General features: G+C 60.0%; 12 protein-coding genes. 11 read left to right on the top strand and 1 reads right to left on the bottom strand.

Annotation, left to right across the window (positions count from 1 at the left end; genetic code table 11):
- Positions 1 to 103: 103 nt before the first annotated feature.
- From pyrH to lpxB, 11 genes are all read left to right on the top strand, one after another.
- Positions 104 to 835, top strand: a complete 732-nt coding sequence (gene pyrH, locus C5748_RS17495; protein ID WP_105743220.1) for a UMP kinase — start codon at positions 104 to 106, stop codon at positions 833 to 835.
- 12 nt (positions 836 to 847) lie between these two features.
- On the top strand, positions 848 to 1408 hold the full coding sequence (frr, locus tag C5748_RS17490) for a ribosome recycling factor (protein WP_105743219.1): 561 nt from the start codon (positions 848 to 850) through the stop codon (positions 1406 to 1408).
- A 51-nt stretch (positions 1409 to 1459) separates the two neighbouring features.
- Positions 1460 to 2191 (top strand): isoprenyl transferase, encoded by a 732-nt coding sequence (locus tag C5748_RS17485; RefSeq protein WP_105743277.1) that lies wholly within the window; start codon positions 1460 to 1462, stop codon positions 2189 to 2191.
- 25 nt (positions 2192 to 2216) lie between these two features.
- Positions 2217 to 3029 (top strand): phosphatidate cytidylyltransferase, encoded by an 813-nt coding sequence (locus C5748_RS17480; protein WP_105743218.1) that lies wholly within the window; start codon positions 2217 to 2219, stop codon positions 3027 to 3029.
- A gap of 54 nt (positions 3030 to 3083) precedes the next feature.
- Positions 3084 to 4223 carry an RIP metalloprotease RseP gene (gene rseP, locus C5748_RS17475; protein ID WP_105743217.1) on the top strand — a complete coding sequence of 380 codons (1140 nt, stop codon included), beginning with the start codon at positions 3084 to 3086 and terminating at the stop codon, positions 4221 to 4223.
- 242 nt (positions 4224 to 4465) lie between these two features.
- Complete coding sequence (gene bamA, locus C5748_RS17470; protein ID WP_105743216.1) at positions 4466 to 6850, top strand: outer membrane protein assembly factor BamA; 2385 nt, start codon at positions 4466 to 4468, stop codon at positions 6848 to 6850.
- Positions 6851 to 6900: 50 nt separating this feature from the next.
- The gene (gene lpxD / locus C5748_RS17465) at positions 6901 to 7956 is read left to right on the top strand and encodes a UDP-3-O-(3-hydroxymyristoyl)glucosamine N-acyltransferase (protein WP_105743215.1); all 1056 of its coding nucleotides are present in this window, start codon (positions 6901 to 6903) and stop codon (positions 7954 to 7956) included.
- Positions 7949 to 8425 (top strand): 3-hydroxyacyl-ACP dehydratase FabZ, encoded by a 477-nt coding sequence (fabZ, locus tag C5748_RS17460; RefSeq protein ID WP_105743214.1) that lies wholly within the window; start codon positions 7949 to 7951, stop codon positions 8423 to 8425. The genes lpxD and fabZ overlap by 8 nt, the downstream gene beginning before the upstream one ends.
- A gap of 7 nt (positions 8426 to 8432) precedes the next feature.
- A complete protein-coding gene (lpxA, locus tag C5748_RS17455; protein ID WP_105743213.1) occupies positions 8433 to 9263 on the top strand; it encodes an acyl-ACP--UDP-N-acetylglucosamine O-acyltransferase in 831 nt (276 codons plus the stop codon).
- A complete protein-coding gene (locus C5748_RS17450; RefSeq protein WP_105743212.1) occupies positions 9238 to 10134 on the top strand; it encodes an LpxI family protein in 897 nt (298 codons plus the stop codon). The genes lpxA and C5748_RS17450 overlap by 26 nt, the downstream gene beginning before the upstream one ends.
- Before the next feature lie 15 nt (positions 10135 to 10149).
- Positions 10150 to 11346 carry a lipid-A-disaccharide synthase gene (lpxB, locus tag C5748_RS17445; RefSeq protein WP_105743211.1) on the top strand — a complete coding sequence of 399 codons (1197 nt, stop codon included), beginning with the start codon at positions 10150 to 10152 and terminating at the stop codon, positions 11344 to 11346.
- A 41-nt stretch (positions 11347 to 11387) separates the two neighbouring features.
- On the opposite strand, the gene gltA is transcribed toward lpxB, so the two are convergent.
- Positions 11388 to 12680: a citrate synthase gene (gene gltA, locus C5748_RS17440; RefSeq protein ID WP_105743210.1), complete on the bottom strand. Its 1293-nt coding sequence runs from the start codon at positions 12678 to 12680 to the stop codon at positions 11388 to 11390.
- Positions 12681 to 12744: the final 64 nt, after the last annotated feature.

Here is a 12744-nt window from a genome sequence, read left to right as displayed (position 1 = left end):
TTGAAGGGCATCGCGTGACATCGCGGTGCCCTTCGTGTATCCGAAATCGGAATCATTACCAATCGGGGCTAATTTCGGCCAATCACGCGAACGAGGGGATCTCATGGCTGGTGCGCCCATCTACAAACGTGTTCTATTGAAAGCCTCAGGCGAGGCGCTGATGGGGAATCAGGGTTTCGGGATCGATGTTTCCGTGGCCGATCGCATAGCAGCCGATATTGCCGAGGCGAGGTCGCTCGGTGTCGAGGTTGGGGTGGTGATCGGCGGCGGCAATATCTTTCGCGGCGTTGCCGTTGCCTCCAAGGGTGGCGACCGCGTTACCGGCGATCACATGGGCATGCTCGCCACCGTCATCAACTCCCTGGCGCTGCGCACGTCGCTCGTCAAGATGGGCGTCGACACGGTCGTGCTGTCAGCCATCGCCATGCCGGAAATATGCGAGAGCTTTTCGCAGCGCCAGGCAACGGGCTATATGGATCAGGGCAAGGTGGTCATCTTCGCCGGCGGAACAGGAAATCCCTTCTTCACCACCGATTCCGCTGCGGCGCTACGAGCCGCCGAAGTCGGCGCGGACGCGCTTTTCAAGGGAACGCAGGTGGATGGCATCTATTCCGCCGATCCGAAGATACATGCCGATGCGGAACGCTATGAACGGCTGACACATAAGGAAGTTCTTGATCAGGGGCTCGCCGTGATGGATACCACTGCGGTTGCCCTTGCGCGGGAGAACAACATTCCGATAATTGTCTATTCCATCCACGAAGAAGGCGGTTTCGCCGATATTTTGCAAGGCAAGGGACGCTGTACAACCGTTTCCGACGGGCGGGCGGACTGAAGGAGAAAAAGCATGAGTGACGCTCTGGACCTCAACGACATAAAGCGCCGCATGGAAGGCGCCATCCAGGCTTTCAAGCATGATCTTGGCGGCCTGCGGACGGGCCGCGCATCGGCAAGCCTGCTGGAGCCGATCACCATCGAGGCCTACGGTTCGGAAATGCCGATCAATCAGGTCGCCAATATCTCGGTCCCGGAACCGCGCATGCTTTCCGTCTCTGTATGGGACAAATCGATGGTCGGTGCAGTGGAGCGGGCGATCCGCGATTCCGGCCTCGGCCTCAATCCGATCTCCGACGGCACCACATTGCGCATTCCACTGCCGGAATTGAACGAGCAGCGCCGCAAGGAACTGGTCAAGATCGCGCATCAATATGCGGAGCAGGCCCGCATCGCAGCGCGCCATGTGCGCCGCGACGGCATGGATCAGCTAAAAAAGCTGGAGAAGGACAGCGTTATCAGTCAGGATGACGGCCGGGTCCTCTCCGACAAGGTGCAAAAGCTGACCGACGAGACCATTTCGGAACTGGACAAGATGCTAACGGTCAAGGAAGCGGAGATCATGCAGGTCTAGGCCTGGATTTCCGACTTTCTGTCCATACGGCCTAACGGGGGAGCAATGCCCATATCCAATCCGCGCCACATCGCCATCATCATGGATGGCAATGGCCGTTGGGCGAAGGCGAGGGGGCTGCCACGCACTGCCGGACACAAGGCGGGCATGGAGACCTTGCGCGAAATCGTTCATAAGGCAGGCGAGCTGGAAATCGGCTGGCTGACGCTTTTTGCGTTTTCTTCCGAGAACTGGTCGCGTCCGCGCAGCGAGGTCAGCGATCTGATGGGCCTGCTGAAGCTCTTCATCCGCCGCGATCTGGCCGAATTGCACCGCAAGAATGTGCGCGTGCGGATCATCGGCGAGCGCGAAGGGCTCGCCAAGGACATTCGCAGCCTCCTGGCGGAAGCCGAATCCCTGACGGCCGGCAATACGGGTCTCAATCTGGTCATCGCCTTCAATTATGGCGCCCGCGACGAGATCGCGCGGGCGATGCGCGTGCTGGGCCAGGAGATTGCCGCCGGCAAGCTCGATCCATCGGCAATCACCGCTGAAACGATTGCAGCGCAGCTCGACACGGCGGATATTCCCGATCCCGATCTGATCATCCGCACGAGCGGCGAGATGCGTCTTTCCAATTTTCTGCTCTGGCAGGCCGCCTATTCGGAATTTCTGTTCGTGCCGTGTTTCTGGCCGGACTTCAAACCGGCCGATCTTGTCGATGCGATAGAAAAATTCCAAATGCGCGATCGCCGCTTCGGTGGCGTCGAATCGCAGGTCCACGCCCAGGATATCGCGCTGTGAGCCTTTCACATCGGGAAAGGTCCGTATGTCCAATCTCCAGACCCGCATTGTAACCGCGATCGTTCTGGGCGCCGCCGTACTCCTGCTGACCTGGATCGGCGGGGTGAGTTTCACGCTGCTCGCCATCGTCATCGGCGTCGCGGTTTTCCACGAATGGACGACACTTACGGCGCCGCGACAGACATCGTTTTCGCGCGCCTTCGGTTGGCTATGGCTCGGGTTCGTATCCGTGCTTCTCCTATGGGACGGAAGCGCCTCGCTGACGATCGGCGCGCTTGCCTTCGGTGCCGCTTTCCTGGCGCCTCTTACCTGGAAGACATGCAAGGGTTGGCCGGTCGCTGGGCTGCTTTATGCCGGGCTGCCGATGATTTCGCTCTCGTTGCTGAGAGGCGACGAGCCTTTCGGCTTTACGGCGATCGTGTTTCTCTTCGCCGTGGTATGGGCGACGGATATCGCCGCCTATTTCAATGGCCGTGCGATGGGCGGACCAAAGCTCGCGCCGCGCTTTTCGCCCAACAAGACATGGTCGGGAGCGATCGGCGGTGCAGCGGCGGCAATCGCGGCAGGCGTTCTGGTCGCATCGCTTGCCACGCCTCCGGGAAATTACGTGGTGCCTGTCCTTGCCCTGCTGCTTTCCGTGATCTCCCAGGTGGGCGACCTCGGCGAATCATGGGTCAAACGGATTTTCGGCGCCAAGGATTCAGGCAGGCTTCTGCCGGGGCACGGCGGCATCATGGATCGCGTCGATGGGCTTGTCGCGGCCGCCGTGCTGCTGTACGTGATTGGCGCGATCTTCGCCGAACCGGATGTGCCTTCCGCTATCTTCTTCGGTATGTAAATGGGTTATCATGGCTGCCGTGCATGATGCACGGAGCCTCGCCAGGAGTGGACATTGGGAGACTTTGTCTCATATCTTTTCGGCAGCGACAGCCTGCTTGTTGGAACGCTCGTACCGTTCCTCTTCGTGCTGACAGTCGTCGTTTTCGTCCATGAGATGGGTCACTATCTCATCGGCCGGTGGTGCGGCATAGGCGTCAAGGCGTTTTCCGTGGGTTTCGGCCCCGAACTGATCGGCTTTACCGACAGTCACGGCACGCGCTGGAAACTCTCGGCCATTCCGCTGGGCGGTTACGTCAAGTTCGTCGGCGACGAAGGTGTTGCGAGCGCCCCGTCGGAGGGGGCGGAAGAGGGGCTGAGCGATGCCGAGAAGGCTGTCGCCTTCCACCTTCAGCCGGTCTGGAAGCGCGCCGCCACGGTCTTTGCCGGCCCGGCCTTCAATATTCTCCTGACGATCGCTATCCTCAGCGTCTTCTTCGCCCTTTATGGCCGCGTCATTGCCGATCCGATGGTGGCGGAACTGCGCCCCGGCAGCCCTGCTGCGGTAGCCGGTTTCGAGCCTGGCGATCGTTTCCTGACGGTCGATGGGGAAAAGGTGACGACCTTTGCCGATGTGCAACGCTACGTATCGGGGCGGGCCGGCGATCCGATCCGCTTTACCGTGGAGCGCAAGGGGCAGGAAGTGGCGCTGACCGCCACGCCCGAACTGATCGAACAGTCGGACCCGTTGGGCAACAAGATCAAGATCGGTGTCATCGGCGTCGTCAACAACGAAGCTCTCGGCAAATTCAGGTCCGTCGAATACGGCCCGGTCGAATCGGTGCGGCAGGCGGTGCTGGAAACCGGCTATATCGTCAGTCGAACCGGTGAATTCTTCGGCAGATTCTTTGCCGGACGCGAGGACAAATGTCAGCTGGGCGGGCCCGTCAAGATCGCCAATATGGCCGGGCAGGCGGCGAGCCGGGGGTTCTCATGGCTGGTCCAGTTGACCGCCATGCTGTCGATCGGCATTGGACTATTGAATCTTTTTCCGCTTCCGCCTCTTGATGGCGGGCATCTGGTCTTCTATGCCGCTGAGGCGGTCCTGCGTCGGCCGGTACCGGTTGCGATACAGGAAATTTTCTTTCGTGTAGGCTTCATAACGGTAATGGGGTTTATGGCATTTGTGCTCTTCAACGACATTTTCGCCTGCTGAGTCGTGGGGTGAACAGGTGCTAATCAAAGGTAAAAAAGAGGGGCGATTTCAGCAAAATCGGGAAAAGCGTTTACCATGACGCGTGAATGGCGTGGCATGGATGCCACGGTTCGAAGCGAAGTAAACAGAATTTAACCGTAGTGCTTGCTTGTATGAAAAAACCAGCTATTACGGTGCTTTGACAAGTGCTTTTTCTGGGATCTCGCCCCGGGGACAACGAGAAACGAAGGTTCAGAAAGCCTATGACGGCAAGTTCGAAATTCTTTGGCGCCGCCTCCGCGATCGCCATGTCAGTGGCTCTTGCGGCCTCCGGTACGGTTGCTGTTTCCCTGGCTACGGTCAGCGCCGCCGAGGCCGCCGTGGTCAATCGCATCGATGTTCGCGGCAACAAGCGCGTCGACGCGTCGACGATTCGCGACAATGTCGGCATTCAGCCCGGAAAATCCTTTTCGAGTAGCGATATCGACGAAGCGGTGAAGCGCCTTTTCGGCATGGGGCTGTTCTCGGATGTCCAGATCAACCAGGTCGGCAGCACGCTTGTCGTTCAGGTCAGCGAATATTCCGTGGTCAATCAGGTCCTGTTCCAGGGCAACAAGAAGATCAAGGATCCGGCCCTGGCCGGCGCCGTGCAGCTAAAGCCGCGCGAGGCGTTCGATCCGGCCAAGCTCGCGGCGGACAAGCAGGCCGTCCAGGAAGCTTATCGCCGCATCGGCCGCAGTGATGCGATCGTCAACACGCGGACGATCGATCTCGGTGAGGGCCGCGTCAACGTGGTCTTCGAGATCAATGAAGGCGGTCGCACCAAGATCGCCACCATCGATTTCGTCGGCAATAATGCCTTCGGTGATCGTCGTCTGCGCGATGTCATCTCCACCAAGCGGACCAATCCGCTTTCATGGCTGACGCGCGGCGACATCTATGACGAAGACAAGCTGCGTGCGGATGAGGAGGCCTTGCGCCGCTTCTACTATAATCGCGGCTATGCCGATTTCCGCGTGGTTTCCTCGAATGCCGTCCTCGATGAGGCGACGAACGAGTACACCGTCACGATTTCGATCGACGAGGGACAGAAATACACCTTCGGCGACATTCAGGTAGAGAGCACCGTTCCCGGCGTCGACACGGAATCTGTCCGCGGCGAGATCAAGACGCAGCCGGGCGCCGTTTACAGCGCGAAGAATATCGAGAGCTCCATCATCGATATTACCGAACGCGTCGCCGGCAGTGGCTATGCTTTTGCCAAGGTCGAGCCGCGTGGCGACCGCGATTTCGAGAATCATACGATTTCGGTGGTCTACAGCATCGATGAAGGCCCGCGCGCCTATGTGCAGCGGATCGAAATCCGCGGCAACGAGAAGACGCGCGACTATGTCATTCGTCGCGAATTCGACGTCAGCGAAGGCGATGCATTCAACCAGGTGATGATCCAGCGCGCCAAGCGGCGCCTGGATGCGCTCGATTTCTTCCAGACGGTGAATATTTCGCAGGTTCCCGGCTCGGAACCTGATCAGGTCATTCTGGTTGTCGACGTCGTCGAGAAGCCGACGGGCGAATTCTCCATCGGTGGTGGCTACACCACAGGCGGCGAAACGCCGGGGGCATCCGTCGAGGCTTCGATCACCGAGCGCAACTTCCTCGGTCGTGGTCAGTATGTTCGCATCGGCGCGGGCGGCGGCCAGGACGATGCCCGTAATTATTCGTTCTCCTTCACCGAGCCCTATTTCCTCGGCCAGCGTATTTCGGCGGGCTTCGATGTCTTCCGCAAGACGTATTCGCTGAAGGACAGGTACGATGTCGAGCAGACGGGCGGCACGATCCGTTTCGGCCTGCCGATCACCGACAATTTCTCCGCTGGCGTGGCCTATAACTACGTGCAGGAGAAGTATGAACTCGACGATTACGTTCGCAACGAGGATGGCACGCCGAATTTTGATCGCGTTGCGCCGGCTATCGTAGAGGCCGCTAACGAAAGCCCGTGGATCAAGTCGTCGCTTAGCTACTCGCTGACCTATAATTCGATCGATGATGTCAAGAATCCGCATGACGGCATTTTCGCCCGCTTCACGCAGGAATATGCCGGTGTCGGCGGCGATGCGAAGTATCTGAAGTCGACCGTCAAGGGCAGCTATTACAAGACGCTTTCCGAAGAAGCCGATATCGTCGGACTTCTCGGGGTCGGCGCCGGCTATATCCATGCCTTCGACGATGACGGCGCGCGCATATTCGATATGTTCAAGAACAATTCGGATATCATCCGCGGCTTCAAATATAACGGTATCGGCGCATTCCAGCGGTCGAATAATGGCGAGCGCTATTATCTCGGCGGCACGACCTATATGAGCGCCACCGCGGAAGTGCAGTTTCCGATGCCGATGGTTCCCGAAAGCCTGGGCATCCGCGGAGCGTTCTTTGCCGATGCGGCGACGCTCTATGGAACCGAATACGAACCGGGCCCGGATCAGAATGCAGTTGAAGGCGACGGCAGCAAGCTGCGTGCTTCGGCAGGTATCAGCCTGATGTGGGCTTCGCCGTTCGGTCCGTTGCGCTTCGACTATGCCTGGCCGATCATGAAGGAAGACACGGACAAGGTGCAGAACTTCAATTTCGGCATTTCGAGCAAGTTCTGATAGATTTGCCTTCTCCCGGAGCTTCCGGTTCCGGGAGAGAAAGTGCTTAGATGGCAGATCCCGTTTTTTTCACGCCGTCGCGTCAATTGACAATCGGCGACATCGCCGAATTTACCGGTGCAAAGCTCCGCGATGCGGAGTTTGCGTCGCGTTCGGTTGTGCGGCTTGCCTCGCTTGCAGATTCCGATGCCAGCGCCCTGGTTTTCCTGGAAGGCAAGAAGAACGCCAGCAATCTCGCCAATCTGAAGGCTGCGGGCGTGCTTTGCACCGAGGAATTGCAGGGCCATATTCCTTCCGGCATCGCCATTCTCTTGACGCGCAATCCGCATCGGGATTTTTCCGCCGTCGGCAGAATGCTGTTTCCGGCTTCGGCGCGCCCGGAATCCTGGCTTGGTGAAACGGGCGTCTCGAAGAATGCGAGCATCCATCCGACGGCCGAGATCGAGTCGGGCGCCACAATCGAGGCGGGAGCGGTCATCGGCAAGGGCGTGTCGATCGGTGCCGGTACGGTCATTTCGGCGACCGCCGTCATCGGCGCCCATTGCCAGATCGGACGCGACAGTTTCGTGGCGCCCGGCGTTTCGATCCAGCATTCATTCGTCGGCAACCGGGTCTATCTGCATCCCGGCGCGCGTATCGGGCAGGATGGCTTCGGCTTTGTTCCGGGCAGAGGCGGACTGGAGAAGGTGCCGCAGCTTGGCCGGGTCATCGTTCAGGACGATGTCGAGATCGGCGCCAACACCACCATCGATCGCGGCGCGCTGGCCGATACGGTCATAGGCGAGGGTACCAAGATCGACAATCTCGTACAGATTGGCCATAATGTACGCATCGGGCGGCATTGCCTCATCGCCGCCCATTGCGGGATTTCCGGCAGTGTCACGATCGGGAACATGACCATGCTCGGCGGCCGGGTCGGGCTGGCGGATCACCTGACAATCGGTTCAAACGTGCAGATCGCGGCGGCGAGCGGCGTGATGAACGACATTCCGGACGGCGAAAAATGGGGCGGTCTGCCGGCGCGTCCGTTCAAGCAATGGTTTCGGGAAGTCGCGGCACTGCGCAGTATAGGCCAGCCAAAGAGGGAGAAGTCTTCGGATGAGTGAGATCGGGCGGGCCAATTTGAATGCGGCCGATATTCAAAGGCTGCTGGCGATCTTGCCGCATCGCTACCCCTTCCTGCTGATCGACCGCATCATCGATATCGACGGCGATCAATCGGCGACAGGCGTCAAGAACGTCACCATCAACGAGCCGCATTTCGCCGGACATTTCCCTGATAATCCGATCATGCCCGGCGTTCTGATCATCGAGGCGATGGCCCAGACGGCGGGGGCGATCTCGCTCATGCATCGCGGCGCAGACAAGCCTGGCATCGTCTATTTCCTGACCATCGACAATGCGAAGTTCCGGCGTCCGGTGGTGCCCGGCGACCGCCTGCTGATCCATGTCAAGAAACTGAGGCAGCGCGCCAATATCACGAAGTTCGAATGCACCGCGGAAGTCGACGGCATCAGGGTGGCCGAAGCCGAGGTAGCCGCGATGATCGGCGTCGCCGAAGACAACCAGGCGTGAACCCATCATGAGCGAGACTTTCATTCACCCGACCGCCCTGGTCGAAAAAGGCGCGGAGCTTGGCAAGGGCGTGTCGGTCGGGCCGTTCTGCCATGTCGAGGCCGGCGCCGTTCTTGGCGACAATGTCCAATTGATGAGCCATGTCGTGGTTACCGATGCCACCACGCTCGGGGCCGGATCGAAGGTCTATCCCCATGCGATTCTCGGCTGCGACCCGCAAAACGGCAAACACCGGGGCGGGCCGACCACGATCACCGTCGGGCGCAATTGCACCATCCGCGAAGGCGTCACCATGCATCGCGGATCGGATTCGAGCCGCGGCCATACCTCGGTTGGCGACGACTGCACCTTTCTTGCCTATGCGCATGTCGCTCATGACAGTGACGTCGGCAATCATGTGACGTTCTCCAACAATGTGATGATCGGCGGCCATTGCGTCATCGGCGATCATGCCATCATCGGCGGCGGCGCCGGCGTGCATCAGTTCTGCCGCGTCGGTCATCATGCCTTTGTCGGCGGCCTTGCCGCGCTCGTCCACGATCTCATTCCCTATGGCATGGCGGTTGGTGTCCAGGCGCATCTGGGCGGGCTCAATATCGTCGGCATGAAGCGCTCCGGCATGGCGCGCCCGGAGATCCACAATATCCGCCGTGCAACGCGCATGCTGTTCGACCGCACGAAGCCGATCCGCGAACGCGCCGATGATGTTCTGCAGGCCATGCCGGATTCGGTCGCTGTCGCCGATCTGATTTCCTTCATCACCATTGATACCAAGCGCGCCTATTGCACGCCGCTGATCGGCGCCGCCGATCATGGCAGGCGCGACGGCGAGAACTGAGGCCATTAGCGTGGCGCCTGATGTCGATGCCGCAGGCCGCACCGCCATTATCGCGGGAAGTGGTCTCCTGCCGCTGAAGGTGGCCGAAAGCCTGGACAAGCAGGGCAAAGCGCCTTTCATCGTAGGAATAAAGGACGAGGCGGACCCCGCGCTCTACCGTTATGATCACGTGGAGATTTCCCTGGTGGAATTCCGCAAGCTGATGGGCTCGATGAAGACCGCCGGCGTGCGCAATGTGATCCTGGCTGGCGGCGTGCGCAGCCGTCCGCATTTTGCCGACCTGAGGCTCGACGGGCCGACGCTTTCCGCCATACCGCGGATGATCGGGGCACTCGGCCGTGGCGACGATGCGCTGTTGCGCGCCTTCATCAGCCTTATCGAATCCTATGGCTTCAGGGTTGTCGGCGCGCATGAGATCGTGCCCGACCTGCTGGCGCCCGCCGTCGCCCGCCTGACGAAGCGGAAGGCGGCCAAGGAGGATGAACGCAATATCGCCATTGCGCGCGAGGCCGCGCATCTGATCGGCGTTCTCGACATCGGACAGGCGGTTGTCGCCGTCGGAGGCCGGGTCGTGGCGCTGGAAGGTGCCGAGGGTACCGACGCCATGCTGGAACGTATCGCGCAACTGCGCGGTGAGGGACGTATTCCGCAAAGGGGCGGCGTCCTTGTCAAAAGCGCCAAGCCGACGCAGGATGAGCGCGCCGATCTGCCGGGTATCGGTTTATCGACGGTTGAGAATGCGGTGCGAGCCGGGCTTTCCGGAATTGCGGTCGAGGCGGGAAGGACATTCATCTTGGGGTATGGGGAAACCGTGGCCGCCGCCAACGAGAAGGGCATTTTCATAGAGACGTTCGATTCGAAACAGGGTTAGAGCGGAGGAAAGCTGATGGCGCGGAAACTGCCGCTGAAGATCGCGATCATCGCCGGAGAGGAATCCGGCGATCTGCTTGGCGCGGATCTGATCGATGCGCTGCGCGGCCAGACAGATCGCCTGATCAATCTCGTCGGCGTCGGCGGCAGCCATCTGCAGCAGCGCGGACTGAAAAGCCTGTTCGACCCCGGTGAGATTGCGCTGATGGGCCTCAGCTCGGTCCTGAAAAATATGCCAAGGCTGGTTTGGCGCATCGCGCAGACGGCGAGGGCCGTGGTCGCGGCGAAGCCGGATTGCCTCATCATCATCGACAGTCCGGATTTCACCCATCGTGTCGCGAAGAAGGTGAGGGCTGCCAATCCCACTATACCGATCGTCAAATATATCGCACCGACCGTTTGGGCATGGCGCCCGCAGCGGGCCAAGAGCATGCGGGCCTATGTCGATCATGTGCTGACGATCCTGCCGTTCGAGGTGGACGTTCTGAAGCGGCTGAGCGGACCTCCGGCGACCTATGCCGGCCATCGCCTTGCGAGCTACAAGCCGATACTGGATGTCAGAGCGGCCCGGATAAGCCGGGAGGCTGCGCGGGCGGACGGCGAGGAGCGGACGCTGCTCGTGCTGCCCGGATCACGGCGCTCGGAGATCAAGACGCTGATGGAGCCTTTCGGCAAGGCCGTGGCCGAGTTGGCCGGGCGGGTCGAGACGCTGCATGTCATGCTTCCGACCCTTCCGGAAATCGAACCGATGGTGCGTACGCTTTCCGCCGACTGGCCCGTGAAACCGCTTATCGTGACAAGCGAGGAAGACAAATGGAAGGCGTTCGCGCAGGCGGATGCAGCCCTTGCCGCTTCGGGCACCGTCTCGCTCGAGCTGGCGCTGGCGCATGTTCCGACCGTTCTCGCCTATAAGGTCGACTGGTTCGCAAAGCAGTTCCTGATGCCGCGCATCACGACCTGGAGCGCGGCACTGCCCAATATCATCGCCGATGAAGCGATCATCCCGGAACATTTCAACGAGTTCGTCCGGCCTGGGCTGCTGGCGCGCCAGCTTGACCGGCTGATGCAGCCGGGGCCGGCACGCGACGCCCAGATTTCGGGTTTCCAGGATATCGTCGATCTTATGATGACGGACAGGCCCGCGGGCGAAATCGCGGCGAAAGCCGTGCTCGATCTGCTCGAAAACGGAAAGTCTCCCGGAAAATCGCGTTGAAAGAAAAGGCGCCCGAAAGCGCCTTTTCTTTTATCTTTGGATTATTTCCGCTTGGCCAGCGGCACGAAATCGCGCGGCGGCTCGCCGGTGTAGAGCTGGCGCGGACGGCCGATCTTCTGCTGCGGATCCTCGATCATTTCTTTCCACTGGGCGATCCAGCCGACGGTGCGCGCCACCGCGAACAGCACCGTGAACATTTCGGTCGGGAAGCCCAGCGCCTTCAGCGTGATGCCGGAATAGAAGTCGATATTCGGATAGAGCTTCTTTTCGATGAAATATTCGTCGGTAAGCGCAATCCTCTCCAGTTCCATCGCAACGTCGAGGAGCGGATCGTCCTTGATGCCGAGTTCGCCGAGAACTTCGTGCGTGGTCTTCTGCATGATCTTGGCGCGCGGATCGTAGTTCTTGTAGACGCGGTGGCCGAAGCCCATCAGGCGGAACGGATCGTTCTTGTCCTTGGCCTTGGCGATAAATTCGGGAATGCGGTCGACCGTGCCTATCTCTGCAAGCATGTTGAGAGCTGCTTCGTTGGCACCGCCATGGGCAGGGCCCCAGAGGCAGGCAACGCCAGCCGCGATGCAAGCGAAGGGATTGGCGCCGGACGAGCCTGCGAGGCGCACGGTCGACGTGGAGGCGTTCTGCTCATGGTCGGCGTGCAGGATGAAGATACGGTCCATGGCGCGGGCCAGGACCGGATTGACCTTGTATTCCTCGCACGGCACGGCAAAACACATGCGCAGGAAATTCGATGCCAGGTCGAGATCGTTCTTCGGATAAACGAAGGGCTGCCCAACATGATATTTGTAGGCCATAGCGGCCAGAGTCGGCATTTTGGCGATCAGCCGGATGGAGGCGACCATGCGCTGATGCGGATCGGTGATGTCGGTCGAGTCGTGATAGAAGGCCGACATGGCGCCGACGCAGCCGACCATGACGGCCATGGGGTGCGCGTCACGGCGGAAGCCGGTGAAAAAGCGGGTCATCTGCTCGTGCACCATGGTGTGGTGGGTCACGCGATAATCGAAATCCGCTTTCTGCGTCTTGGTCGGGAGTTCGCCGTAGAGCAGGAGATAGCAGGTTTCAAGAAAATCGCCATGCTCGGCGAGCTGATCGATCGGATAGCCACGGTAAAGCAGCATGCCCTCATCGCCATCGATATAGGTGATCTTCGATTCGCACGAGGCGGTCGAGGTGAAGCCGGGATCGTAAGTGAAGGCGTGGGCGTTCTTGTAGAGCGGGCCGATATCGACGACGTCTGGTCCAACAGTGCCCTTGCGGATAGGGAGATCGAAGGTATTGCCGTCAAGGGTGATATTAGCTGTAGTAGTAGACATTAGCGTTCCTTTCAAATCCTCCGTCACCGGCATCGATTGCGGTGAGATCGAAATAGCCCCTTAT

The organism is Phyllobacterium phragmitis (assembly GCF_002980495.1).
Lineage (GTDB): Bacteria > Pseudomonadota > Alphaproteobacteria > Rhizobiales > Rhizobiaceae > Paramesorhizobium > Paramesorhizobium phragmitis.
Note: the sequence above shows the minus strand (reverse complement) of the source record. Positions and strands in the feature narration are given on the sequence as shown.

Bases quoted from the DNA above. Each gene is read 5' to 3' on its own strand.
- bamA (WP_105743216.1), top strand. From the start codon at position 4,466: ATGACGGCAAGTTCGAAATTCTTTGGCGCCGCCTCCGCGATCGCCATG.
- gltA (WP_105743210.1), bottom strand. From the start codon at position 12,680: ATGTCTACTACTACAGCTAATATCACCCTTGACGGCAATACCTTCGAT.
- lpxB (WP_105743211.1), top strand. From the start codon at position 10,150: ATGGCGCGGAAACTGCCGCTGAAGATCGCGATCATCGCCGGAGAGGAA.
- pyrH (WP_105743220.1), top strand. From the start codon at position 104: ATGGCTGGTGCGCCCATCTACAAACGTGTTCTATTGAAAGCCTCAGGC.
- lpxD (WP_105743215.1), top strand. From the start codon at position 6,901: ATGGCAGATCCCGTTTTTTTCACGCCGTCGCGTCAATTGACAATCGGC.
- frr (WP_105743219.1), top strand. From the start codon at position 848: ATGAGTGACGCTCTGGACCTCAACGACATAAAGCGCCGCATGGAAGGC.
- fabZ (WP_105743214.1), top strand. From the start codon at position 7,949: ATGAGTGAGATCGGGCGGGCCAATTTGAATGCGGCCGATATTCAAAGG.
- C5748_RS17450 (WP_105743212.1), top strand. From the start codon at position 9,238: ATGGCAGGCGCGACGGCGAGAACTGAGGCCATTAGCGTGGCGCCTGAT.
- C5748_RS17480 (WP_105743218.1), top strand. From the start codon at position 2,217: ATGTCCAATCTCCAGACCCGCATTGTAACCGCGATCGTTCTGGGCGCC.
- lpxA (WP_105743213.1), top strand. From the start codon at position 8,433: ATGAGCGAGACTTTCATTCACCCGACCGCCCTGGTCGAAAAAGGCGCG.